The sequence below is a fragment of the Actinomadura chokoriensis genome (assembly GCF_039529475.1).
GTDB classification, from domain to species: Bacteria; Actinomycetota; Actinomycetes; order Streptosporangiales; family Streptosporangiaceae; genus Spirillospora; species Spirillospora bangladeshensis.
Window position 1 is genome coordinate 48,544 of record NZ_BAAAMW010000030.1, and the last position, 23,254, is coordinate 71,797.

Consider the following 23,254-nt stretch of genomic DNA (forward strand, 5'->3'; position numbering starts at 1 on the left):
GCCGCCGGGCTCGCGGCGGCCGGCCGATCGGTCGCGTGTCAGGCCGGGACGGGGAAGACCAGGGGAAGGCGGTCGATGCGCACCCCGCTGTGCGGCCACCGGATGGCGGTACGGGCGCCTTCGGCGAGTCGGTACTCGGGGATGCGGCGGTGCCAGGCGCGCAGCATCACCGTGAGCTCCAGCCGAGCCAGATGGATGCCCAGGCACAGGTGCCGCCCGTACCCGAAGGACAGGTTCCGTCCGGTCCGGGAGAAGTCGGCCTCGTCCGGCCGCTCGGCGTCGGGAAGGTCGCGGTTCGCGGACCCGACGCAGAAGTTCACCTGCGCGCCGGCGGGAATCAGGCGGCCGGCGATCCGGGTGTCCCGGGTCGCGACGCGGGGGAGGAACGGCGCGGGCGGGTCGAGACGCACCAGCTCCTCCACGGCGGCGGGGACGACGGCGGGGTCCGCGGCGACCCGGCGGCGCAGCCGCGGCTCCTCGGCGAGCCGCGCGAACGCCGTGCCGATGGCGCCGACGATGGTGTCGAACCCGGCCATCACACAGAGCCAGGCCAGGCCGAGCACCTCGTCCGGGCTCAGGGTCTCCTCGCCGGTGCCCGCCAGCAACTGGGTCAGCACCGCGTCCGGGCGGTCCGCCCCGGCCCCGGGCCGCGCCAGATGGCGCCGGAGGTAGCCGGTCAGCTCGTCGGCCGCGGTCCGCGCGTCCCGGCCCGGACCGGCGAGCTCCAGGGTGGTCCCGCCGAGGATCCGGTCCTTCCAGGCGATGATGCGCTCCTTGTCCTCCACCGGCAGCCCGAAGAGCTCCAGGAACGCGTGAGCGGACAGCGGGACGGCCAGATCGGCGACGACATCGCAGGACCCGTCCGCCGTCGCCTCATCGATCAGCCGGTCGGCGAAGGCCGTCAGCCCCGGTTCCAGCTCGGCCATCGCGGCCCGGCTGAAGTAGGGCTTGAGAACTCGGCGGATCCGGTCGTGGTCCGGCGGGTTGATGTCGACCGGGACGAGCGGCACCGGGCACCCCACCTTCTCGCGGACGATCTCGGACTTGAAGACGTCCGGGCTGTTCAGGCCGCTGTCGACGTCCGCGCGTGAGACGACCGCGTACATGTTCGGGCCCGTGCCCACCACCGGCCCGTGCGCCAGCAGCATCCGGTAGGCCGCGGTGCGGTCCTCCCGCATCGGGAGCGCACCGAAGTCGACCTGCGGGACGTCCCGCTCGTCGACGCCCCCCGCGGCGGCGGTCTGCTCGGGGTGGATCAGTTCGGGCTGCCCCGAATCGGCCATGTCCATACTCCTCGGCTGGATGGGGTCGGATGTCGCCACTGAGCCGGGGCGCTTCGCGAAGCCGGCCCCGACGGACGCACGGTAGGAGGCCCCGATCAATTGCCCGTCAAATCCCAGGTCACCGACGCGCCGCCCGGCCCCCGAATAAGAGCGGGTGAGCCCTTCCCTAAGTGAGGCTTAAGGGCGTTCTGCCGGGAGGGCGGGGGGCTTAGCGTTGCGGGTGTCAGAGTTGAGAGACGGCGGAGGTGCACAGGCGGAGAGCGAAGCGAACGTCGGCTGAGGTTCCGACTGAGGTTCCTGATTGAGACAGGTTTCTGGCCCGCACGGCCCCGTTACCCCGCTCTGGGGCCGTGCGGGCCAGAAGTCTTTTTCAGCGGGGAAGGGCGCCGAGGAGGAGCAGGCGGAAGGCGTCGGCGGTGCCGGTGGCGCTGGTATCGCCGGTGGCGAGTCGGCGGATGGCGAGGCCGTAGAGCATGGCGACGACGGCCGGGGCGTGGCGTTCGGCGTCCGGGATCTCCAGGGCGCCGAGGACGGCCGTGGCCAGCCTGTCGTAGGCCGCGACGGAGCGCTTCGAGGTCTCGCGGAGGGACGGGTCGCGGGCGGCGTGCAGGTGGAGTTCCAGGTTCGCCACCTGCTCGGGGCCGTCGGTGAAGTCGAGGATGGCCTTCTCGACCTCGTCCGGGGCCTGGATGGGGCCGAGGCCCTCGTCGGCGAGGGCCGTGACGTAGGCCGTGATGCGGCTTATCTCCTCTTCCACGAAGGTGTGCAGGGCCTCGCGGAGGAGGTCCTCCTGGCTCGGGAAGTGGTAGGTGAGGGAGCCGAGGGAGACGCCGGCCGCGCGGGCGACGGCGCGGTTGGTCACGGCGCCGATCCCTCGCTCGCCGACGAGGCGGAGGGTGGCCTGGAGGATCTGGTCGCGAGCGCTCATCGGTGCCCAGTCTTCCCTAGAGATCGTGCGTTCGGTATCGTTCGTTCGAACGAACGATACACCGGAGGTGGCGTGGGTGCTGGGGCTGGTGGGGCAGGCGGCGGCGCTGGCGAGGGGCGACGTCTCGTCCAGTGAGCTGGTCGAGGAGAGCCTGGAGAGCATCGGGCGGCAGGAGTCGCTCGGGGCGTTCCGGGTGGTGCGGTCCGAGGGCGCGGCGCAGGAGGCGCTGGACGCCGACAAGCGGCTCGCGAAGGGCGAGCGGCTGCCGCTGCTCGGGGTTCCCGTGGCCATCAAGGACGACACCGATCTGGCGGGCGAGACCACGCCGTTCGCGGTGGCGGGTGACCACCAGCCCGCGAAGCGGGACGCCGAGGTCGTGCGGAAGCTGCGGGCGGCCGGTGCGGTGATCGTCGGCAAGACCACGACGTGCGAGCTGGGGTTGTGGCCGTTCAGCGAGTCCGAGGCCTACGGGTGCGCCCGGAACCCCTGGAATCCCGACTACACGCCGGGCGGGTCGTCGGGCGGGTCGGCGGCGGCCGTGGCGGCGGGGATGGTCGCGGGCGCGGTCGGGTCGGACGGGGCCGGGTCCATCCGGATCCCGGCGGCCTGGACGGGGCTGGTCGGCATCAAGCCGCAGCGGGGAAGGGTCTCCGGCTACCCGCAGACCGATCCGTTCAACGGGATCACGGTCTGGGGGCCGCTGGCGCGCACCGTCGAGGACGCCGCCCTGATGCTGGACGTCCTGAGCGGAAGCCACCCCGAGGACGTCTACCAGATCGACGCCCCGGTGACGCCGTTCGCCGAGGCGGCCAGGCGGGAGCCCGGGAAGCTGCGGATCGCCGTCTCGTTCCGGACGGCCTTCGGCGTGAGCGGGAAGCTCGATCCGGAGATCCGGGCGGCCGTGGAGCGGCTCGCGCGGCGGCTGACCGACCTCGGGCACAAGGTCTTCCCGGCCGACCCCGACTACGGGCTGGTGGGGCTCGGCCTCATCCCGCGCGGGACGGCCGGTGTCGCCGACTGGCTGGAGTCCCTGCCGAACCCGCGGCCCGACCACCGGACGGAGGTCGAGGCGCGCATCGGGCGCGTGCTCGGGAGGCGGCTGCTGCCGCTCGCGAAGCGGATGGACCCCCACCTGCGGCGCAAGGTGGGGCGCATCTTCCAGTTCGCCGATGTCGTGATGACCCCGACCACCGCCCGGCCGCCGCTGCGGGTCGGGGCCTTCGACGGGGCCGGCTACCAGCGGACGCAGTCGGGCGTCGCGGCGGCCTGCCCCTACGCCTGGACGTGGAACGTGCTGGGCTGGCCGGGCGTGAACGTGCCGGCGGGGTTCACCCGGGCCGGCCTGCCCATCGGCGCTCAGCTGCTCGGACACGACTCCGACGAGGCCACGCTCATCTCGCTCGCCGCCCAGCTGGAGGCCCTCGAAGGCTGGGCCGAGCGGCGTCCCTGACGGCGCGGCGGACCGCCCGGAGCGGCCCGCCACGGTTCAGTACCCCGCGCCGGTCAGCATGCCGCCGTCGACCAGGACCTCGCTGCCGGTGCAGTAGGACGAGTCGTCCGAGGCCAGGTAGACGACGAGGCCGGAGACCTCCTTGGACTTCGCCATGCGGCCGAGGGGGAGCGAGTTCATGAACGCGTCGGCGCTGCCGGCCTTGGCCGCGATGATGTCGTCCTGCATGAACAGCGGGGTCACCACGCCGCCGGGGTGGATGGAGTTCACCCGGATGCCGTACTGGCCGAGTTCGCGGGCCGCGGACTTGGTGAGGCCGCGGACGCCGAACTTGCTGGAGCTGTAGGCGGCGAGGCCGGCCGCGCCGATGAACCCCTCGGTCGAGGAGACGTTGACGATCGAGCCGCCGCCCGCCTCCTTCATGGGCGCGATCACCGACTTCACGCCGAGCCACTGGCCGACCAGGTTCACCTCCAGGATGCGGCGGAACTCGTCGACCTCCATGTCCTCGATGGTCTTGTGCCGGATGATGCCGGCGTTGTTGACCAGGACGTTCAGCGCCCCGAACGTGCTCGTCGCGGTCTCGACGGCCGCCTGCCAGTCGTCCGGCGAGGTGACGTCCATCCGGACGAACCGGGCGCCGTCCCCGAGGTCGGCGGCGAGCTTGGCGCCCTCCTCCTCCAGGACGTCGCCGAAGACCACCCTGGCGCCCTCGTCCAGGAACCGGCGGACGTGCGACTTGCCCATGCCGCGCGCACCGCCGGTGATCAGCGCCACCTTGCCGTCAAGCTGCCCCATCAACGCTCCTCGAAGCCGGTTGCCTGCCCAGTAACCTAGCGAACGCTTGGTCAACGGAACAAGGCGGCCTAGGCGGTGCGCAGGCCGTCGAAGAGCAGCGCCAGCATCCGGTCGGCGTAGGCGTCCGGGTCGGGCGTCCGCTCGGACGCGACGCCGATCGCGTTGGTGAGCCGCAGCAGGTCGCGCGGGTCGATCTCGGCGCGGATCGCCCCGGTGCGCTGCGCCCGGTCCAGCAGCCGGCCGAGCGCGTCGCAGATCGCGGCGGCCGCGGCGCCGAGGCCGGTGGCGGCCCACTCCGCCGACATCGCCTCGATGATCACCGTGGAGGTGCCGCGCGGGGTCGCCGCGCCCGCGAGGTAGGTGCGCAGCCAGCGGCCCAGCGCGGCCTCGGCGTCCGGCTCGGCGAGCAGCTCGGCGGCGTGCGCGAGGAGCCCGTCGATCCGCTCGCGCAGGACGGCGTGCAGCAGCGCGTCGCGGGTGGGGAAGTGGCGGTACAGCGTTCCGGAGCCGACGCCGGCGCGCTTGGCGATGTCGTCGAGGGAGGCGCCCGTGCCGTGCTCCATGAAGGCGGTGCGGGCGGTCGTGATCAGTCGCTCGTAGTTGCGGCGGGCGTCGGCCCGCATCGGGCGGGTGTCCATGGGCACCGTCCAGCGGTTCAGCGGATGACCTGCGGTGGTCGCCGCCTGGCGTAGGGACGAGCCTGCCATCTCCGAGGGGGAGAGCGCTACCCGCCCGCGGCGGCGGACAGGGCGTCCCGGGAGAGCCGGTCGGCGCGGCGGGTGGTCTCCGGCAGCCGGTAGTCGGGCGCCAGCGACAGGACGAGGCGGCACGCCGTGTCGAGGTCGGTGCGGTGCCCGACGGACACGAACACCGGCTTCACGCCGTCCCGCGTGCGCAGGACGCGCCCCACGACCTCGCCGCCGTCCAGCAGGGGGCTCGCGTCGCCGCGCCGCGGGCCCGGCTGCTCGTACGCGCCCACGAACGCGGTCTTGCCGACGCCGATCGCCGGCAGGCCGGTCAGGACGCCGAGGTGGCAGGCGAGCCCGAAGCGGCGGGGATGCGCGACCCCGAACCCGTCGCAGACCAGCAGGTCGGGCACGGTCGTGAGGCCGCGCAGCGCGTCGAGCAGTGTCGGCAGCTCGCGGAACGCGAACAGGCCGGGGACGTAGGGGAACGCGGCCGTCCCGACGGCCACCGACTCCTCCAGCACCTCCAGCGTCGCGGCGTCCAGGACGACCGCGGCGGCGGCCAGCCGCGTCCCGGTCCCGCCGTCGTCGCCCGCGTAGGAGACGTCCAGCCCGGCGACCGTGCGCGGCGCGGCCAGCCCCGGGACGCCGAGTTCGAGCATCGGACGCAGCCGGTCCTGGATCGCCTCCGCCTCCTCGGCCGTGGCCGGCCAGGCGTGCAGCTCGCGGACCTCCATGGACCGGCACGCTACCGCCCGGCGCGGACGTCCGGTGCGGTGCCGTCAGGCGAGCGACGCGTAGGCGGCCTCGGTCAGGCGGTAGGCGCGCATGTCGCCGGTCAGGTGGTCGCCCATCAGGTTCGGCAGGTAGGCGAGCGCGAGCCCCGCGTCCGGGTCGCCGAGGCCGATGGAGCCGCCCGCGCCGGTGTGCCCGAACGCCGACTCCCGCCCCGCCGCCGGGACGAAGAACGTCTGGGCCGGGCGCATGAAGCCGAGCCCGAACGAGCTGTCGACGAGCATCGTCCGGTCCGGTCCGGCGACGCGCGGGCGGATCGCCTCACGCAGCGTGTCGGGACGCAGGATCCGGCCCGCCACGAGGTCGCGGTAGAAGCCGGCGAACGCGGGCGCGGTGGCGAGCATCCCGGCGGACGGCCAGCCCGCGCGCAGCACGACGGGGTTGTTGTAGCCGCCCTTGCCCGGGTGCGGGTTGTTCAGCGCCCGGTTCATCATGCTGTCCGGGTCGGTGTAGGCGGCGGCGAGGCGCTCCAGCAGGCCGCGGTCGCGGGTCCGCGGATGGTCGGCGGCGCCGCGCCGTCCCGCCGACATCTTCGCGGCGCGCTCGATCACGTCGTCCGGGGAGCCGATCCACAGGTCCAGGTCGCGGGCGAACTCGTCCTCGGCGAACGCGCCGACCGTCCGGCCCGAGTGGCGCCGGACGATCTCGCCGGCGAGCCAGCCGTAGGTCAGCGCGTGGTAGCCGTGCGCCGAGCCCGGCGTCCACTCCGGCTTCTGCGCGGCCAGTTCCGCCGCGAGCGCGGGGGCGTCCGCCGCCTCCTCGGCCGACACGGGGCGGGCGAACGCGGGCAGCCCCACCTGGTGCGAGAGGAGGTGCGCGGCGGTCGCGCCCTCCTTGCCCGCGGCGCCGAACTCCGGCCACCAGTCGGTGACCGGGCCGTCCACGTCGTAGGCGCCGCGCTCGGCGAGCAGGGCCGCGGCGGCGGCCGTGACGGCCTTGGTGCAGGAGAACCCGAAGCAGGGCGTGTCGGGCAGCCACGCGCGGCCGGTGCGGCGGTCGGCGACGCCGCCCCACAGGTCGACGACCTTGCGGTCGCCCGCGTAGACGGCGACCGCGGCGCCCAGTTCGCGCCCCTCCGCGAAGTTCTGCTCGAACACCTCGCGGACGCCCGCGAACGCCGGGTCGCAGTGCCCCTGCACCACCGTGCTCATGCCGCATTCCTCTCGACGGGGACTCCATAGAATCACGTTCTAGGAATGCCCGGCGAGCGCGCCCGCGGTCAGCGGCCCAGATGGTGGACGGGTGCGGTGAGCGGCTCCTCCGCGGGCTCGGCCAGTCCGGTGCGGCCGAACTCCAGGGTCAGCAGGGCCGCCGCCAGCAATGCGATGTCGAACCAGGAGCGGAACACGACGTTGCGCGGCTTGTAGGACGGCCGGAACTTCTTGTTGAACAGGTAGAGCGACTCGACCGCGATCCACGGGTCCAGCAGGTGGAGGGCCTGGTAGCCGGCCTTCTCCAGGAGCCCGCGCTCGTCGCTGTCGAGCAGCTCGCGGAACGCGGCGAAGTTCAGCGAGACGACGCCGTGGCCGTGCTCGGCCGCGTACTCGATCATCTCCACGATGAGCCGCTCGTTGACGCCGTTGGGGCCGCCGGGGCTGCGCCGCATCGCGTCCAGGCTGATGCCCTGCCCGGCCGTGACGTAGCGCTGGAACGCGATGGGCCGCTCGTCCTCGTCGTAGGCGATCGCGACCACGGCGCCCGGGTGGTAGCCGGTGAGCAGCTCGTCCAGGTTCATGGAGAAGCCGCGCTCGGCCGCGCCGCCGAGCGAGCGGGACGCCACCTCCAGCAGCCGGCCGCGCAGCACCGGCGTGAGGTCGCGCTCCGGGACGATCCGGGAGGTGACCCCCGCGTTCTCGGTGCGCTTCACCGCCTGCCGGACGTTGCGCATCCGGCGCCCGCTCAGCGAGAACTCGCCGGGGCTGACGACGACCTCGTCCCCGAACCCGATCGTGCGGCACGGGCCCCAGGCGGGGAGCAGCTCGTCGCTCGCGCCGAGGACGGCCGGGCGCCAGCCCGTCGTCCGGCACATCGCGAGGAACGCGCGGACGGCGTCGCCGTGCGAGGCCGGGTCGCCGACCGGGTCACCGCCCGCGACCGCGACGCCGAACAGGACGCGGTAGCCGATCGCGGCGCGGCCGTCCGCGCTGAACACGTACGCCTTGTCGCGGCGCAGCGCGAACGGGGCGAGCGTGTCGGAGCCGGGATGCGCGACGAGGCCGGCGACGCGGCGGCGCTCCCGCTCGTCGCCGGGCGGCGGCGCCGGATCGGGCGCGAGCAGCGTGGTGACGAGCACGAGCAGCCCGGCGGCGCCGGCGAGGCCGAGCATGCCCGGCAGCCAGGACGCCCCGTCCAGCGGCGGGCCGGTGGACCCGAGCCCGGCGGCGACGGCCCCGACCGACCGGACCGACACGCCGCCGAACAGCAGCGAGACGGCGATGGCGGCGATCACCAGCAGCGCGCCGGTCTTCACCGCGGTGCGGACCCGCTCGGGGTGCGGCCGGACCGGGAACCGGTCGCGCTCCAACCACAGCCCGCCGAGGACGGCGCCGAGGAGCGGCAGCCGCCACAGCGGGTCCTCGCCGGTGACGACGGCGAGCAGCCCGAGCACGACCAGCGCGACGAGGCCGTACCAGGCCGCGCGGCGCAGCAGCAGGACGCCGCGCGCGACGAGGCCGAGCGCGAGGGCGAGGGCGATGGCGTGCGCGGGGGCGAGCGGGCTGCCGGTCACGATCCGCGACAGGCGGCCGAGCCACGGCGGGCAGCCGGGCAGCGCGGGCGCCGCGATGAGCACCGCGACCAGCGCCGCGGCCAGCGCGAGCGGCCAGACGGACCGTGCGACCGGCGGCACGGCCGGTTTCCCTGGTTCCACGAAGGACACCTCCGCTGAGCCCCCAACCAAGATCCTTTGGAACTCATTCCCCCGGCCGGACGTTCGATATGCCTCCAAGCGCAGCCTACGCCGGAAATCCCCGGTCGGCCCTACCCGGCCGGGGGAGGGGAGCGCCACTAGTCTCGGCGTGGTGAAGAGGCTGCTGCTCGTCCACCACACGCCGTCCCCGTCGGTCCAGGCGATGTTCGAGGCGGTGCGCGCGGGCGCGTCCACCGACGAGATCGAGGGCGTGGACATCGTGTCCCGGCCGGCGCTGACGGCGTCCGCGGTGGACGTCCTGGAGGCGGACGGCTACCTGCTCGGCTCGCCCGTCAACCTCGGCTACCTGTCCGGGGCGCTCAAGCACTTCTTCGACCAGATCTACTACCCGTGCCTGGAGGAGACGGTCCGCCGCCCGTTCGGGGCCTTCCTGCACGGCAACAACGACGCCACCGGGGCGCTGCGCGCGCTGGACTCCATCACGACGGGGCTGAAGTGGAAGGCCGTCCAGCCGCCGGTGGTGGTGACCGGCGAGCCCGGCAAGGCCGATCTGGAGGCGTGCTGGGAACTCGGCGCGATCACGGCGGCCGAACTCGGCGGCGTCTGAGGCGGCGGCGTCCGAGGCGGCGGCCGATAGCTTTCCCCCATGAGTGGATTCCGCCATGTGGTGATGATCAAGTGGGCCGAGGGGACGACGACCGGCCAGCAGGACGAGGTCGCGGCGAAGCTCGGCGAGCTGCCCGGCCGCATCCCCGAGATCGCGGCGTACAGCACCGGGACGAACGCCGGCGTGGACCCGGGCGGCTACGAGTTCGCGATCGTCGCGGACTTCGCCGACCGCGACGGCTACCTCGCCTACCGCGACCACCCCGACCACCGGGCCGTGGTGGAGCAGTTCATCGCGCCGATCGTGGCGGAGCGCGCCGCCATCCAGTACGAGATGTGAGGACAAAACCGAGCAAGCGCTTGTGTCCGAACGCTTTTCGGGTTAGTTTCACCAGAGACGCCCGCTGGGGACGGATCGCGCCCCGTCCCCGGCGGGCGGCATACGTCGGCCCGGGCGCGCCGGTGCGCGCACCCGGTATGCGGTGTCCGGCCTACGCGCCGGCGCCCGTCAGCCCCGGCTCCGCAGGCTGAGGATCTCGTCGCGGAGCTGCTGCGGGGACGGCGCCTCCAGCAGCCGCGGACCGTCCCGCAGCGGGACCATCGCCCACCACGACCCGGTCGCCTCGCCGTACCAGACGCGCACCCCTGGGAACTGCTCCTGAAGGCCCCGCGCCGTGGCGGCGCGCATGGCCGCGGGCGTGGGCTCGTCGCGACCGGCGGCGCCCCGTTGAGCCGTCATGTCGCCCTCCCCCCGTAGATGTCTCCAGTAACAGCGTCCCCACGGGCCAATGCGTCACCCCTACTCGGCAATTTGTGACTAAGCACACTATGGGGGTTAGGGACCGTTCACAGTGGGATACCGCGCCGGATGTGCCCCAACGGACGTGTTCGGACCATGGGACGAGGCTGCCCATCGGCATGGCGAAGCCGCGAAAGGGTACGAATCGGTGGCCTCTCAGCCGGTCAGGCGGCCGTCCTGCGGTGCGCGTGGACGAGGCACGCCCGCACGTGACGGCCTAGTGCAGGTTGATGCCGTCGAACATCACCTTGAGGTAGTGCTCCGCGAGGCCCTGGGCGTCCAGGCGGCCGCCCGGCCGGAACCAGCGGACCGCCACCCACACGGTGTCGCGGATCATCCGGTAGGTGAGCTTCGGGTCGAGGTCGGAGCGGAAGAGCCCCTCCTCCTGGCCCGCGTGGAGCGTGTCCACCCACATCTTCTCGACCTCGTCCTCGGACTTGATCAGGTAGGCGAACCGGTCCATGCCCTTGAGGTAGTTCCAGTCGTTCTGCATCACCGTGATCGCCGCCCGGTGCGGCTCCAGGGTGCCGAACGCGACCCGGACCAGCCCGGCGATGGTGTCGCGCGGGTTGCGGCCCTCCGCGATCACCGCCTGGTAGGAGGCCATGATCTCGGTGAAGAAGCCGGCGAGGATCTCGTCCACGATCGACTCCTTGGAGTCGAAGTGGTGGTAGAGGCTGCCGGACAGGATGCCCGCCTCGTCGGCGATGTTGCGGACCGTGGTGGCCTGGAAGCCCTTCTCCGCGAAGAGTTCGGCCGCCAGCTTGACCAGGTGCTCGCGCCGTTCCGACGCCAGGGCCGAGGAGCCCCTGCCACGCCGGCGGGGACCGCCCTCGCCCGCGGCACGGGTTCTGGATCGTCCGGACTTAGCGCTCGTGGTCGTCACCCTCTCATTATGCCGTGTCGCCCAACCGCTTGCTCGTTTCCGCGCCGCCCCAGGCTACGGCCAATTACCAAGCGCTTGCTACGCCTTCGGACGAGGTATCTCCCACGCGCCGCATAGGCTCGGGCACATGGCCGATGTGATCGTGTTCGACCTGTACGGAGTGATCGCCCGCACCCAGACCCCGGCGGCGATCCGGCGGATCGAGGAGCTCGCCGGGGCGCCCGGGCCCGCGTTCTGGGACGCCTACTGGGCCTGCCGCCCCGCCTACGACGCCGGCCAGGAGAGCTCCGCCTACTGGGCGGCCGTCGCCGCCCGGCTCGGCACCGCGTTCCCCGACGTCCCCGCGCTCATCGAGGCCGACCTCGACAGCTGGACCGACGTGGACGGCGAGATGGCCGCCCTCGTCGGCGAACTGGCCGACGAGGGCCGCGTGCTCGGGCTGCTCTCCAACATCATCGGCGACCTCGTGCCCCGGTTCGAGGCCCGGCACGGGGCCCTGCTCGACCGCTTCGACGCGCTCGTCTACTCCTGCCGTATCGGCGTCGCGAAGCCCGACCCGCGCGCCTACGAGATCTGCGCCGAGCGCCTCGGCGTCAAGCCCGCCGACGTGATCTTCTTCGACGACACCGAGCGCAACGTCCTCGCCGCCCGCGAGGCCGGCATGCGCGCCGAGGTCTTCACCGGCCCCGCCCAGGTCCGCGCCCTGACCCGCTGACGCGGCGGCGACCCGCCGCCCCGGGCCGCCACCGCGCCATGGAGGGTCAGGCAGGCCAGTCGCTCGTCTCGAACTCGAACGGCGCGTAGAGCATGCTCACCTGCTCGGGGCTCAGCGCTCCCTGGATCGCCCAGACGTCGTCGACGGCCCCGCGCCAGTACTCGGGCTCACCGATCGCGGACCGTCCGATCTGGAGGGCGCCCTCCGCGTTGAACGCGCCCACGCCCGTCCGCTCCGCGGGTATGCCGTTCGCGTACAGGATCACCGTCCTGGTGGGGGCGTCGTAGACGACCGCGATGTGGGCCCATTCACCCGGGAGCGTCCATTGCCGGGCCACGGTGGTACTGGCGTCCGCGCTGTCGGAGTCGGCCACCGCGAGCTGCCATCCGGTCTCCGGCTGGTAGCGCAGCGCGAACCGGTTGGCGTTGTCACCGGGCAGAGAAAGCAGCGTCGACGTCGCCGACGTCGCCTGTCCCGGGTTCGCCCAGGCCGTGACGGTGAAGCTGCGGTCGGTGCGGATGACCGGACCCGCGGCCTCGGCGTAGGCGCCGGTCCCGTCGAGCATCAGGCCCGCGGGCGACCCCCACTCGTCGAACCCGGCCCCTGGGTCGATGGCCGCGCCGCCCCGCAGGGTCATGTCGTTGCCGAACGCGGAGTCGTCCGACCCGTCGGTGTTGAACTTCCAGCGGGCGCGGGTCTGCTTCGGGAGGCGGGGGAGCGCCGCCGCCTCGTCCGGGACGATGATCCGGTCGAGCACCCGGACCTCGTCGACGTCGCCGCGGAATGCGTGCGCCTGCGGGTGGACGCCCGCGCCGATCCGCAGGAAGCGCTGCGCGTCCCACGCGGTGTCACCGGCCGCGACGTCGGACGCCAGGATGCCGTTCACCCACAGCCGGAGCCGCTTCTGCGTCGCGTCGTAGGAACCGGTCAGGTGCGCCCAGGTGTCGGCGTACACGGGCTGCTCGGCGACGGCCTGCGTGGTCGCCGCCCCACGGCTGTCCGCGGCGGACTGCACGAAGGCCCAGTGGCCGTCCCGCGACTGGAGCGAGAACGCGTTGCGCCGGTGCCCGGTCGCCGCCGCGACGACCGAGTCGCCCTCCGCCGTCGGCCTGGCCCAGGCGGAGATGGTGAAGCTCTTGGTCGTGTCCACCGGTGTCGGGGTCTGCGCGCGGCCGCCGGACAGGCGGGCCGCCGTCCCGGACTGGCCCTCGGCACCGGTGGCGAACCGGCCGATCGCCCGCGCGGTGACCGGCTCCTCGCCCTCCCTGGTCTGCGCGGCGAGCGTGCGGGTCCCGGCGGGTTCGTCGAGCTTCCACCACGCCTTCGGGGCGCTGCCGGCGTTCGCCCTCGACCAGTAGTCGGTCCGCGGCCCGTTCTCGCCCTCCGGGCCGATGGCCCCGACACTGATGATGAACGGACCGGACCGGTAGGGCGCGATGGCCACGGTGACGGGCTCCCCGTTCTGCGTCGGCAGATGCAGGAACCGCCTGCCGTCGATCGTGACCTCGTAGCGGACCGCGCGGTCGCTCGGGTCGTCGATCGTGAAGTCGCCGTAGATCCCGACCCCGCCGTGCCAGGCCGAGTCGTCGGGGTAGTCGGTCGATGTGACGGTGGGGGCGGGCATCGCCGCGCCCTCGGCCGAGGCCGTGCCGACGCTCCCCGCGATGGACGCCGGCACCGTCACCGCCAGGGCGGCGAGCAGGACCGGGGTTGCTCTATGCGAACGCATCCGTACCTCCTGGACGCGACATGCGGGCGGAGCGGGGAGGGGGCGCCGGCCATGTCTGGGCGTGCTGAGTCAAACGATCTTGTCAGCCGGACGGGCGCCGGGCGGATGCGGAAAGATCACGATCCTGACAAGACCGGTGACCGGTGGCCGGGGAGGGCGAGGGCGGCGGCGCCCGTCTGCTTCGCGGTGTTCATCAGGCCGGACGCGCCGCCGGCGTCCCGCCGCGGCACGCCTGCGGTGACGGTGTTGGTGAGCGGGGTGTTCAGCAGCCCGCCGCCGGCCGAGATGAGGAGCGCGGGGCCGAGGACGTCCGGCAGGTGGGCGCCGCCGGGGGACAGGCGGCGCTGCCACCCGCCGCGGCGGTCAGCGAGCCGACCGTGATCAGGGTGCGGGCGGACGCCGGAGTCGGCCCTGGGCATCCTCGGCCGCCATCTCGACGGGCTCTTCCCGCGCTAGGGCGGGGGCGGGAGCTCGCTGCCCGCCTCGGCGGCCTGGGCGAGGCGGGCGCGCAGGGTGCGCAGGAGCTCGTCGCCCTGCTCGGTGAGGCGCTCGATCGCGGGCAGCGCCAGGTCGTCGCGGACGGTGTCGGCGAGCAGTTCGTCGTACTCGTGCGCCTTCTCGGCGATCGACTCCAGGTGGCGCTGGGCGCGCAGCACCTCGTCGGCGGCCCTGGCCCGCTCGGCGTAGCGTTCGAGCGCCTCGACGCGCCGGGTCACCGCCTCGACCGAGACGTCGAACTTCTCCCGCAGCGGGCGGAGCGCCGCCTCCACCTCGGGAAGCGAGGACTCCCCGGACATGACCGCGTGGTCGGCGCGCAGTTTGGCCTGCCGGGCGAGGACCTGCGCGATCTCCCACTCCTGGCGGGGCAGGGTGACCGCGTTGTCGACCGCGTCCAGCAGGCCCTCGCGGTTGACGTCGGAGTCGCGGACGGTGTCGATCGCCGCCTGGACGCGGCCCAGCATCGCGCGGCCCTCGTCGTCGAGGTCCTCCGGAGTGAGGTAGCGGTCGCGGCGCCGCTCCAGCTCGCGGGCGCGGCGCAGGTCGAGCGAGACCGACGGGGTGCCGAGCGCGACCAGCACCGCCAGCATGCCGAGGCCGATCAGCCACAGCGAGCCGAGCAGCGGCGAGCCGATCAGGCCCAGGGCGAGCACGGTCAGCGGCGCCAGCCAGAGCAGCGGGCGGCGCCGCTCGACGATCGTGTCGAGTTCGGCGCGCAGCGTCGGGTCGGCCACCGGGCGCGGCTCGGCGGGGGAGCCGTCCTCGGGCGCGCGCGGCGGCGCGATCCGCCGCCAGGACGAGGAGACGTGCGTCTCGAACGCGAAGTCGGTCCGCGCGATCTCGATCTCGGTCGGGCCGGCGGGCAGCGGCCACGAGCCGACGGGGTCGCCGCCGCCCGGGCCGGTGAAGCGGACCCACCAGCCGCCCTTGCCGTCATCGCATCGGTACCGGCCCGGGGGGATGTCGATACCGACGAAGAATGTTCCGATTCCCGGTATGGAATCACTCCACGCGCCACTGGCCACCGGAGACCTCCCGTACCTGAACGACGTCCGGGGGACGGCAAGAGTTGCAGTACCCACTCCCGACCAGGGGAAGCCCGGGCCGGGTTTGGAATACTCCACGGGGTGCGACCCGACTACGACCCCCTTGACGACCCGCCCTGGGCGATGCAGCTGGTGGTACGTGCCGAGAAGGCCGATCCGCCCAGTCACGGCGCGGTCTGCGAGGCGGCGGCGACCGCCGTCGTCCGGCTGCTCACCGACCCGCGCGCGGCCGATCCGGACGGCGCGTGGCGGGAGGCCGTCCGCGCATGGGAGTCGCGGCGGATACGGAAGGTGACGAGACGGGCGCGCGGGGTGCGGTGGCCGGAGGCGGAGGCGCTGCCCGGCGTCACCGTCGAGCACGCGGGCGCGCAGGTGCGGGCGTTCCCGCCGGGCCCGGTGTCGGACGTCCCGCCGCAGCTGGCCAAGCTGCAGGTCGCGGGGCTCGATCTGGCCGAGGCCGGGGAGCCGGGGCCGCCGCCGGAGCCCCCGTACGCGGCGATCGCGCTCAACCCCGAGGTGACGATCACGACCGGGAAGGCCGCCGCGCAGTGCGGGCACGCCGCCCAGCTGCTCCTGCGCCAGGGGCGCCGCAAGGACGTGGCGGCGTGGGTCGAGGCGGGCGCGGCCGTCCATCTGGCGCGGGACGTCCCGTGGCGCACGGGTGTGAAGAAGGCGACGGTCGCGGTGCGCGACGGCGGCTTCACCGAGGTGCCGCCGGGCACCATGACGGCGATCGCCTGGATCGTTCGCACGTAGGGCGGTCCGCAGATGGGCGCGGCGTGCCGGACCCGCCGGCACGCCGCGCGGACGGTCAGGGCAGCGTGACGGCGACCGGGTCGATGCCCGCCTCGCGGATCAGGGACGGCAGGCGCCCGGCGAACGGGTGGTGGTCCACCGGCAGGCGCCGCGGGTTGTCGATCACGTAGTGGACGACCCCGCCGGACCGGGTCTCGGCCCAGGTCGCGCCGGCCGACCGCAGCACGGACGCGGCCTTCGCGGCGTCCGCCGGCCTCACCGACACGCGGATCGGCGACTCGTACGACGGCAGCTCCGCCGCCTCCCGCACCGCCTTCGCGGTCCCCTGCGGCGCCGGGGCCTTCGCCGGGTCGGGGCCGAGGATCGCGTTGTAGAGCAGCGTGGCCGTGCCGTCGCTGAACGCCCGGAAGTTCGGTTCCGCCGCGAACAGCACGGAGCGTCCCCGGCCGACCGGCTGGTCCACGACGGCCGCGGTGCCGCCCAGCTCGGACGCGCCGCGCTCGAACCCGGAGACGAACCAGTCGGGCGAGTCCGCCCGCGGGTACGACACGGCGACACCGCTGGAGGCGTTCATCACCAGGTCGTAGGAGGTGAAGTTCCAGGCCGTCGCGCCGACGCCCGCCGCCAGCGGGCTCGACCCGTCCACCTTCACGCGGAACAGCGTGCCGGGGATGTCGGACGTCGGCTCGGCCAGCGTCGCGGTCGTCAGGCCCAGCCGCGCGGCGAGCTGCGTGCCGCCCTGCCAGCCGATGTACCGGCCGCCGTCCCGCGTCCACCGCTGGAGCGCGGCCCGCCCGGCGTCGCCGAGCGCGGTGTAGGCGGACGACGCGGGCCCGTCCGGCGTGATCAGCACCTCGACGCCCGAGAGCCGGCCCGCCGCCACGTCCGCCGGGGTGAGCGGCGTGAACGGCAGCCTCCACTCGCGGTCGAGGCGGTGCCGCAGCCACCCGGTCGACTGCCGCGCCGACGACGACGTCGCCGAGAGCTGCAGAACACCGAGCTTCGGCGCCTTCCCGTCATGCCCGGGGCGCGGCGCCGGCACGGCCGGCACGCGCACCGCCCGCGGCCGCAGGACGGCCCCGGACGATCCGCCGGACACGTTCCCCAGCAGCGGCAGGCTCCACGCCGTCACGTCGTAGAAGTACGGGAACGGCGTGTAGGAGTCCTCGTTCAGCATGGCCTGGATCCAGTGCTTCTGGCCCTGCGCCATCGAGATCCTGAACGTGCCCGCCGGGAGGACCGTCCGGGCCGCGGGCCGCCCGTACGCCTTGAAGTCGGGGACGTCCAGCGGCCGGACGAGCCGGTCCACGCGCACCCCCATGCGCTGGAGCCGCCGCACGATCAGCCGCACCTCGGCCCGCTTGGCGGGGGCGTCGTCCCGCAGGAAGTACTCGCGCACCTTCCGGTCGGGCACCGGCCGGTCGATCTGGTTCGGCGGGTTGTAGATCCGGTTGGGCTCCAGCGTCCCCGCCTCGCCCTGCCGGTAGGCGTCCACCGTCATCTGCCGCCACTCGGTCAGGATGCGGTGCCGGTTGCGGGCCGCCGCCGACAGCGACACCCACTGGGTGAGGTACTGCTCCTCGACCCGCTCCGGGTACGGGCTGCCGTCGCCCTTCTCGAACGTCATCCCGGCGGCGTGGAACGCGCTGGTCGGGACCGAGTCCCCGTACCCCTGGTAGAAGAGGTCGTAGACGTCCCGGTTGAAGAAGTCGATGCCCTGCCGGGTGAACTCGGCCGCCATCGCCGCGCCGTACAGGTCGTTGATCCAGCCGACGGCCTGCTCGGGCGTCTCGTGGTAGATCGGGTCGGCGTTCGGCGGGAAGAAGTACGACGTCCCGCCCATCTCGTGGGCGTCGATGTAGAGCGCCGGCGGGTACTGGTTCAGCATCGCCAGCTTGCCGTCGGTCTCCGGCTGCGTGCGCGCGAACCAGTCGCGGTTCATGTCGAAGCCGTAGGCGTTCTGGCGCGTGTTCAGCTCGCGGCCGTCCGGGTTCTGCGTCGGCAGGACGACGACGAGCGCGTTGCCGAGGATCGCCGTCGCGGCGCAGTCGGTGCGGTCGCCGAGGTCGCGGAGCACCCGGAGCGCCGCGTCGGTGCCGCTCGGCTCGTCGCCGTGGACGTTCCCGCTGATCCACAGGATCGGGACGCCGCGCTCGGTGATCCGCCGGGCGAGTGCCGCCGGCGTGCGCGGGTCGCGCAGCAGCCCGGCCTCGCGCCGCACCCGCGCGAGACCCGCCTTGGACATCAGCTCGGGGCGCCCGGCGATCGCGTACTTGAGCGGACGCCCCTGCGCGGTCGTGGCCAGCGTCCCGGACACGACGCGGTCGCTCTTCGCGGCGACCGCCTCCAGATAGGCGTCGGACTCGGCGGCGCTGACCGGCCGCTCGCCGAGCTCGAAGCCGAGGACCTGCTCCGGAGCGGGGACCTCGCCCCGGTAGACCGGTGCGGTCCGCGTGGGGTCACAGGCCGCCGCGGGCGCGGCGGGCTGCGCCGATGCGGGTGCCGCGAGCGCCGCGGGCACCGCCAGGGACGCCGCCAGGACCGCCGGCAGCGCCAGTTCTCGGGCTCTCATGGGCCACAACGTGACATCGGCCGGAGGCCGCACCAACGGCAACTCTTGCCAAGATCAGTCGGGCCGGCGGGGCCGGGGGCGCGGGCCGGTGAGGGCGGCCGCCCGGTTGATCGCCTGGAGGGCGAACTCCTGGGTGCGGGTGAGGCCGCGCTGCCCGTCGGGGGACGCGCCGGGCTCGGCGCCCCCGGCGGGCTTCGGCATCGCCGCGAGCTGGGCCTTCGCGCTGAGCCCGTAGGACAGGAACAGCAGCACGACGAACGCGGCCAGGTACAGCAGGTGCTCGATCAGGCCGCCCCACCGGCCCTTGAACACGTCGAGGACGGCGAACATGGCGAAACCCGCCATCCACCCGGCCAGCGGCGGCACGAACAGCAGGTCGCGGCGCAGCGCCACGCCCGCCACCGCGCACAGGACGAGCAGCGCCTCGACCGCCTTGACGCCGACGAGGACGCCCGCGGCCGGGCCGGACCCGAAGTAGCCCTCGGTCTCGTCCACCCGGTCGCCCCACAGCAGGGCCCCGCTGACCAGCCCCGCCACCCCGTACGCGATGAGGAACACCCCGACCGCGTAGTGGAACCGGTGCCACGTCCGCACACCCGAGGCCGGCCGTACGTCCGCGCCCACCGCCATCTTCGCCCCCATGTTCCGGTTCATGTGCTACGCGCAAGATATCCCGGATAGGGTCCCGGGGACCTCGGAAACGCGCGCGGCCCCCGCCTCCCCGCCGCCGGTCCCGCCGCCGGCGCACCGCGCTGACCAGCGGATGTGCTTGCACAGGGGCCGGTGAAGGGGGAGGGTGGGCCATGTACACGTCGGGCCGCGCGGAGTCCGTGAGGAAGCAAGGATGACGCCTGACGATACGGGAACGGCCGCGCCGTCGAAGACGCGGATCGAATATCTGGAAGAGCTCGGCGGTGAGCTGGTCAAGCGCGGCCTCCGGGTGCGCCTCACTCTGCCCCGCGGGCAGTCGCCGACCCTGCACGTGATCAACCCGGACGCGACCGCCCTCACCGAGAACATCCTGGCGGAGCAGGGCGCGGACGGCTGGTGGTACTGGTGGTCGTGGGCCGAGCGCATCGCCGCCGCCGACGAGGTCGCCGCCGCCGCCGACCGCATCTCGGCGGTCCTCGCCCTGCGCTGATCTCTCCGGCGGAGAACCGGGCCGCGCACCGTCCGTCCCCTGGGGCGGACGGGCGGCGGCCGGTGCCGGATGAATGTTGAGCCGCGGAACATTTCGCCGTCGGGGCCCCACCCGAGCCTGCCCTGAGCGCCCGTGCGGCGCCCCGCCGCCATGCCCGCGCCACCTCCCTGATCACCCTAGTTGATCTCGTGTTACGTGATTGTTACCGCCGACAACAAATCAACATGCCGTCAGGTCTGGCGCACGGGGCAAGTGCGACATAAGTTGTGGGACACAACATTCACCCCGGTGGGCGTGTGACCTCGCTCACCGGGTCCGAAGAACCCCCCGGCCGCGCCACGGCGGCCGCCCCCAGAAAGGACCCGGGCAATGCGCAAGGGGATCCTCAGCCTGATGGCCCTCACGACGGCCGCGGCGCTCAGCCTCACCGCGTGCGGGGACGACGGCAACGACTCCGGCGGAGACGCGGCCAAGGGCAAGGTCGGCGTGATCCTGCCCGACACGGCCTCGTCGCCGCGCTGGGAGAACTTCGACCGCCCCTACCTCGAGCAGGCGTTCAAGGCGGCCGGCATCGAGAGCGACATCCAGAACGCCGAGGGCTCGGCCCAGCGGTTCCAGACCATCGCCGACCAGATGCTCACCAGCGGCGTCACGGTCATGCTGATCACCGGCCTGGACTCCAACTCCGCCGCCGCCGTGCAGCGCAAGGCGCAGGCGCAGGGCGTCAAGACCATCGACTACGACCGGCTCACCCTCGGCGGCGTCGCCGACTACTACGTCTCCTTCGACAACGTGAAGGTCGGCGAGGAGATGGGCAAGGGCCTGCAGAAGTGCCTCGGTGACAAGGCCTCCAACATCGTCTACCTGAACGGTTCCCCGACCGACAACAACGCCACCCTGTTCGCCAAGGGCGCGCACAACATCCTCGACAAGGTCACCAACTACAAGAAGGTCGCCGAGCAGCCCGTCCCGGACTGGGAGGCCGAGAAGGCCGCGACCCTCTTCGAGCAGATGTGGACCGAGCAGCACGGCAAGATCGACGGTGTGGTCGCCGCGAACGACAACCTCGGCAACGCGGTCGTGTCGATCCTGAAGAAGAACAAGCGGGCCGGCGACATCCCGGTCACCGGGCAGGACGCCACCGTCCAGGGCCTGCAGAACATCCTCGACGGCAACCAGTGCATGACGGTCTACAAGCCGACCAAGCAGGAGGCCGACGCGGCGGCCAAGCTCGCCATCTCCCTGATCAAGGGTGAGAAGGGCGAGACCACCGCCACCGAGAACGACCCGGTGGGCAAGCGGGACGTCCCGTCGGTGCTGCTGAACCCGATCGGCATCTTCAAGGACAACGTCAAGCAGGTCGTCGACGACGGCTCCGTCAAGGCGGCCGACCTCTGCAAGGGGGCGTACGCGGCCAAGTGCGAGGCCGCGGGCATCACGGTCCAGTAACGACCCCCGTCCGACCTCGTGGCGGGCCCCGAACCGCTGAGGGCGTCCCGGGTACCCGGAAGCCCGGGACGCCAGGGGCCCGCCACGGGCGTGCGGCACGACCCGGAAGGAAATTCGTGGCTGAAAACGGAGACCCCGTCCTCCGCCTGACCGGGCTCAACAAGAGCTTCGGTGCCGTCCACGTCCTGCACGACGTGGACTTCACGCTGCGGCTGGGCGAGGTGATGGCCCTCGTCGGCGACAACGGGGCGGGCAAGTCCACCCTGATCAAGTGCATCGCCGGCATCCACCCGATCGACTCGGGGCAGATCGAGTTCGACGGCCGCCCGGTGACCATCGACGGGCCGCGCGCCGCGGCCGACCTCGGCATCGAGGTCGTCTACCAGGACCTCGCGCTCGCCGACAACCTCGACATCGTGCAGAACATGTTCCTCGGCCGCGAGCGCCGCTCCGGCCTCGTCCTGGACGAGGCGTCGATGGAGGAGTCCGCCCGGGAGGTCCTCGCCCGGCTGTCGGTCCGCACCGTCAAGTCCGTCCGGCAGCAGGTGTCCAGCCTGTCCGGCGGGCAGCGGCAGACGGTCGCCATCGCCAAGGCCGCGCTGTGGGAGTCCAAGGTCGTGATCCTGGACGAGCCCACCGCCGCGCTCGGCGTCGCCCAGACCGAGCAGGTCCTCAACCTCGTCCGGCGCCTCGCCGACAGCGGCCACGCCGTCGTGCTGATCTCGCACAACATGAACGACGTCTTCGAGGTGGCCGACCGCATCACCGCGCTGTACCTCGGCCGCGTCGCCGCCGACGTCGCCCGCTCCGAGGTCACCCACGGCCAGGTCGTGGAACTCATCACCGCCGGCCGATCCGGCGATCTCGGCCTCGCGCCGACGGTCGCCGCCGAGAGCATCTGAGGGGGGACCGCGTGTCCACCGACATCCCCAGTTCGAAGGAGGCCGCCGTGAAGCTGGCGGACTCGGACTTCGCGACCGACCGGCGCGAACACGACGTGAAGTCGGCGGCGCTGGACTACTGGAACAAGATCAAGGCCGGCGAGCTGGGCGCCCTGCCCGCCATCCTCGGCCTGATCTCCCTGGTGATCCTCTTCACCGCGCTGAAGCCCGACACCTTCCTCAGCAAGGCGAACGTCGCGAACCTGTCCACCCAGGCGCTGCCCATCACCCTGCTGGCGATGGGCGTGGTGTTCGTGCTGCTGGTCGGCGAGATCGACCTGTCCGCCGGCGTGGCGAGCGGGCTCAGCGCGGCCGTCATGGCCAAGCTCCTCGTGGACGGCGGCCAGCCCTGGTACGTCACGATCATCAGCGCCGTCGCGACCGGCATCGTCATCGGCACCGTGATCGGCTGGCTCGTCGCCGTCTTGCGCATCCCGTCGTTCGTCGTCACACTCGCGTTCTTCCTCGGGTTGCAGGGCATCACCCTGCGGCTGATCGGCGAGGGCGGCACCGTCCCGGTCCGCGACGACGTCATCGTCGCGATCGCCACCAAGAACATGCCGATCTGGCTCGGCTGGACGCTCGCCGTGGCCTGCTCGGTCGGCTACACCGCGACGCTCGTGCTGCGCTGGCGCCGCCAGCAGGTCCGCGGCCTGCACTCCAAGCCGCTGCAGTTCGTGCTCGCCCAGGCCGGTGTCGTCGCCGCGGCGCTGCTGATCAGCACCTACGTGCTCAGCCAGGACCGCGCGCCCAGCCCGCTGATCACGCTGGGCGGCATCCCGTGGGGCGTGCTGCTCGTCGGCGTCCTGCTGATCGCCTGCACGTTCGTGCTGGGCCGCACCGCCTACGGACGGCACATCTACGCCGTCGGCGGCAACGCCGAGGCCGCGCGCCGGGCCGGCATCAACGTCACCCGCATCCGCATCTCCGTGTTCATGATCGGGTCCGGGCTGGCGGCGGTCAGCGGCATCGTGGCCGCGTCCCGGCTCAACTCGGTCGCGACCGACGCGGGCGGCGGCAACACGCTGCTGTACGCGGTCGGCGCCGCCGTCATCGGCGGGACGAGCCTGTTCGGCGGGCGCGGCAAGGCCCGCGACGCCATCCTCGGCGGCCTCGTCATCGCCATCATCGAGAACGGCCTGGGCCTGCTCGGGACCAAGGCGTACCTGAGCTTCCTCATCACCGGGGTGGTGCTCCTGCTCGCCGCCACCATGGACGCGCTGGCCAGACGCCGGCGGACGTCCGCCGGACGATGAGGCCGCGGAAGCGGTGATCCCGTGAACGCGGCCGGGGACGCCTGGGAGCCG

At 73.1% G+C, this 23,254-nt stretch carries 23 protein-coding genes; 9 read left to right on the forward strand and 14 right to left on the reverse strand.

Translation table 11 applies throughout. The features are described 5' to 3' along the window. Positions 1–38 precede the first annotated feature (38 nt). Together ABFX46_RS38225 and ABFX46_RS38230 are read right to left on the reverse strand one after the other, a co-directional pair. The gene (locus ABFX46_RS38225) at positions 39–1,283 is read right to left on the reverse strand and encodes a cytochrome P450 (RefSeq protein WP_346048884.1); all 1,245 of its coding nucleotides are present in this window, start codon (positions 1,281–1,283) and stop codon (positions 39–41) included. A gap of 370 nt (positions 1,284–1,653) precedes the next feature. Then, entirely contained in the window at positions 1,654–2,211 is a 558-nt protein-coding gene (locus ABFX46_RS38230) for a TetR/AcrR family transcriptional regulator (protein WP_346048885.1), read from the reverse strand. 76 nt (positions 2,212–2,287) lie between these two features. Here ABFX46_RS38230 and ABFX46_RS38235 point away from each other — a divergent pair, with 76 nt between their 5' ends. After that, a complete protein-coding gene (locus ABFX46_RS38235) occupies positions 2,288–3,661 on the forward strand; it encodes an amidase (RefSeq protein ID WP_346048886.1) in 1,374 nt (457 codons plus the stop codon). Between the two features lie 36 nt (positions 3,662–3,697). Here the strand turns inward: ABFX46_RS38235 and ABFX46_RS38240 are convergent, their stop codons facing one another. From ABFX46_RS38240 to ABFX46_RS38260, 5 genes are all read right to left on the reverse strand, one after another. Then, positions 3,698–4,459, reverse strand: a complete 762-nt coding sequence (locus ABFX46_RS38240) for a glucose 1-dehydrogenase (RefSeq protein WP_346048887.1) — start codon at positions 4,457–4,459, stop codon at positions 3,698–3,700. 68 nt (positions 4,460–4,527) lie between these two features. Next, the gene (locus tag ABFX46_RS38245) at positions 4,528–5,097 is read right to left on the reverse strand and encodes a TetR/AcrR family transcriptional regulator (protein ID WP_346048888.1); all 570 of its coding nucleotides are present in this window, start codon (positions 5,095–5,097) and stop codon (positions 4,528–4,530) included. Positions 5,098–5,183: 86 nt separating this feature from the next. Continuing rightward, positions 5,184–5,882, reverse strand: coding sequence for an endonuclease V (locus ABFX46_RS38250; protein WP_346048889.1), 699 nt, complete (start codon positions 5,880–5,882; stop codon positions 5,184–5,186). 45 nt (positions 5,883–5,927) lie between these two features. After that, positions 5,928–7,091 (reverse strand): serine hydrolase domain-containing protein, encoded by a 1,164-nt coding sequence (locus ABFX46_RS38255; RefSeq protein ID WP_346048890.1) that lies wholly within the window; start codon positions 7,089–7,091, stop codon positions 5,928–5,930. 68 nt (positions 7,092–7,159) lie between these two features. Beyond that, a complete protein-coding gene (locus ABFX46_RS38260) occupies positions 7,160–8,788 on the reverse strand; it encodes a bifunctional lysylphosphatidylglycerol flippase/synthetase MprF (protein WP_346048891.1) in 1,629 nt (542 codons plus the stop codon). 172 nt (positions 8,789–8,960) lie between these two features. On the opposite strand from ABFX46_RS38260, the gene ABFX46_RS38265 reads away from it, so the two are divergent. Continuing rightward, complete coding sequence (locus ABFX46_RS38265; protein ID WP_346048892.1) at positions 8,961–9,416, forward strand: flavodoxin family protein; 456 nt, start codon at positions 8,961–8,963, stop codon at positions 9,414–9,416. A 39-nt stretch (positions 9,417–9,455) separates the two neighbouring features. Further along, on the forward strand, positions 9,456–9,755 hold the full coding sequence (locus ABFX46_RS38270; protein WP_346048893.1) for a Dabb family protein: 300 nt from the start codon (positions 9,456–9,458) through the stop codon (positions 9,753–9,755). 168 nt (positions 9,756–9,923) lie between these two features. Here ABFX46_RS38270 and ABFX46_RS38275 read toward each other — a convergent pair whose 3' ends face one another. Further along, positions 9,924–10,154 carry a hypothetical protein gene (locus ABFX46_RS38275; RefSeq protein ID WP_131943433.1) on the reverse strand — a complete coding sequence of 77 codons (231 nt, stop codon included), beginning with the start codon at positions 10,152–10,154 and terminating at the stop codon, positions 9,924–9,926. A gap of 277 nt (positions 10,155–10,431) precedes the next feature. Then, positions 10,432–11,100 carry a TetR/AcrR family transcriptional regulator gene (locus ABFX46_RS38280; protein ID WP_346048894.1) on the reverse strand — a complete coding sequence of 223 codons (669 nt, stop codon included), beginning with the start codon at positions 11,098–11,100 and terminating at the stop codon, positions 10,432–10,434. Positions 11,101–11,227: 127 nt separating this feature from the next. On the opposite strand from ABFX46_RS38280, the gene ABFX46_RS38285 reads away from it, so the two are divergent. Then, entirely contained in the window at positions 11,228–11,815 is a 588-nt protein-coding gene (locus ABFX46_RS38285; RefSeq protein ID WP_346048895.1) for an HAD family hydrolase, read from the forward strand. A gap of 46 nt (positions 11,816–11,861) precedes the next feature. Here ABFX46_RS38285 and ABFX46_RS38290 read toward each other — a convergent pair whose 3' ends face one another. The 3 genes from ABFX46_RS38290 to ABFX46_RS38300 all read right to left on the reverse strand — a co-directional run bounded on the left by ABFX46_RS38290 (position 11,862) and on the right by ABFX46_RS38300 (position 15,067). Next, positions 11,862–13,544 carry a LamG domain-containing protein gene (locus ABFX46_RS38290; RefSeq protein ID WP_346048896.1) on the reverse strand — a complete coding sequence of 561 codons (1,683 nt, stop codon included), beginning with the start codon at positions 13,542–13,544 and terminating at the stop codon, positions 11,862–11,864. A gap of 116 nt (positions 13,545–13,660) precedes the next feature. Next, entirely contained in the window at positions 13,661–13,963 is a 303-nt protein-coding gene (locus ABFX46_RS38295) for a hypothetical protein (RefSeq protein ID WP_346048897.1), read from the reverse strand. Positions 13,964–13,996: 33 nt separating this feature from the next. Then, on the reverse strand, positions 13,997–15,067 hold the full coding sequence (locus ABFX46_RS38300; protein ID WP_346048898.1) for an Rv1352/Rv1906c domain-containing protein: 1,071 nt from the start codon (positions 15,065–15,067) through the stop codon (positions 13,997–13,999). A 102-nt stretch (positions 15,068–15,169) separates the two neighbouring features. Between ABFX46_RS38300 and ABFX46_RS38305 the strand changes: the two genes are divergently transcribed. Further along, positions 15,170–15,844 (forward strand): hypothetical protein, encoded by a 675-nt coding sequence (locus ABFX46_RS38305; protein ID WP_346048899.1) that lies wholly within the window; start codon positions 15,170–15,172, stop codon positions 15,842–15,844. Between the two features lie 55 nt (positions 15,845–15,899). On the opposite strand, the gene ABFX46_RS38310 is transcribed toward ABFX46_RS38305, so the two are convergent. Both ABFX46_RS38310 and ABFX46_RS38315 read right to left on the reverse strand, forming a co-directional pair. Further along, positions 15,900–18,416 carry a M14 family zinc carboxypeptidase gene (locus ABFX46_RS38310; RefSeq protein ID WP_346048900.1) on the reverse strand — a complete coding sequence of 839 codons (2,517 nt, stop codon included), beginning with the start codon at positions 18,414–18,416 and terminating at the stop codon, positions 15,900–15,902. 54 nt (positions 18,417–18,470) lie between these two features. Next, on the reverse strand, positions 18,471–19,070 hold the full coding sequence (locus tag ABFX46_RS38315; RefSeq protein ID WP_346048901.1) for a hypothetical protein: 600 nt from the start codon (positions 19,068–19,070) through the stop codon (positions 18,471–18,473). A 190-nt stretch (positions 19,071–19,260) separates the two neighbouring features. Between ABFX46_RS38315 and ABFX46_RS38320 the strand changes: the two genes are divergently transcribed. The 4 genes from ABFX46_RS38320 to ABFX46_RS38335 all read left to right on the forward strand — a co-directional run bounded on the left by ABFX46_RS38320 (position 19,261) and on the right by ABFX46_RS38335 (position 23,203). Next, positions 19,261–19,557 carry a hypothetical protein gene (locus ABFX46_RS38320; RefSeq protein WP_131937336.1) on the forward strand — a complete coding sequence of 99 codons (297 nt, stop codon included), beginning with the start codon at positions 19,261–19,263 and terminating at the stop codon, positions 19,555–19,557. A 369-nt stretch (positions 19,558–19,926) separates the two neighbouring features. Beyond that, on the forward strand, positions 19,927–21,006 hold the full coding sequence (locus ABFX46_RS38325; protein WP_346048902.1) for a sugar ABC transporter substrate-binding protein: 1,080 nt from the start codon (positions 19,927–19,929) through the stop codon (positions 21,004–21,006). Positions 21,007–21,122: 116 nt separating this feature from the next. Next, entirely contained in the window at positions 21,123–21,908 is a 786-nt protein-coding gene (locus tag ABFX46_RS38330) for an ATP-binding cassette domain-containing protein (protein ID WP_346048903.1), read from the forward strand. 11 nt (positions 21,909–21,919) lie between these two features. After that, complete coding sequence (locus ABFX46_RS38335) at positions 21,920–23,203, forward strand: sugar ABC transporter permease (protein WP_346048904.1); 1,284 nt, start codon at positions 21,920–21,922, stop codon at positions 23,201–23,203. The last annotated feature ends 51 nt before the right edge of the window (positions 23,204–23,254 follow it).